The organism is Bartonella capreoli (genome assembly GCF_902813205.1).
In the GTDB taxonomy this organism is placed as follows: Bacteria; Pseudomonadota; Alphaproteobacteria; order Rhizobiales; family Rhizobiaceae; genus Bartonella; species Bartonella schoenbuchensis.
This window is the reverse complement of sequence record NZ_CADDZX010000126.1, coordinates 1-536: the sequence shown is the minus strand read 5'-3', so window position 1 is coordinate 536 and position 536 is coordinate 1. Positions and strand designations below refer to the sequence as shown.

Genomic DNA, 536 nt, shown 5'->3' with positions numbered 1-536 from the left:
GGTAAAGAATGTTATAAGTGTTGCGTTTTTGTAGGTTTATCGTAACAATCAATAAATCATGCGGTTGTTTTAAGTAGTGTTTGTTAAATTGTTATTTGCAGTTGGGCAGGTAAGTACAGGTCATTTTATTAATTAATTATTTGTGATGGCTAGCTTAAAATGTAAGAATTTTTTTAATATTTGTGATGATTATCGTCAATTCTCTGTAGAGATTTAATAATTATGTCTTGGCTTATGAACCATTTGTATATAACTATCTATAAATGTTCATTTAGAGCAGAGTTTATGTTAACAGTACTAATTGTCATTCATTTTTTGATTGTTATTACATTGATTGGCGTTGTGTTGATTCATCTTTCAGAAGGAGGCGGTCATGGATCAAGTAGTGGCTCTGGGTTTATGAGTGCTCGTGGGACCAAAAACATTTTGACAAGTTTAACGACTATCTTGGCAATTTGTTTTTTTACAATGTCCATTGTATTGGTTGTGGTTGGAAATATATTGAACTTTGATTCTGATATTCTTAATCGCATTCC

At 31.2% G+C, this 536-nt stretch carries 1 protein-coding gene; it reads left to right on the top strand.

Going from position 1 to position 536, the window contains the following annotated elements; translation table 11 throughout:
• Positions 1-285 precede the first annotated feature (285 nt).
• The coding region (gene secG, locus J7R05_RS07660) for a preprotein translocase subunit SecG (protein ID WP_208541810.1) at positions 286-536 on the top strand (251 nt) is incomplete at its 3' end.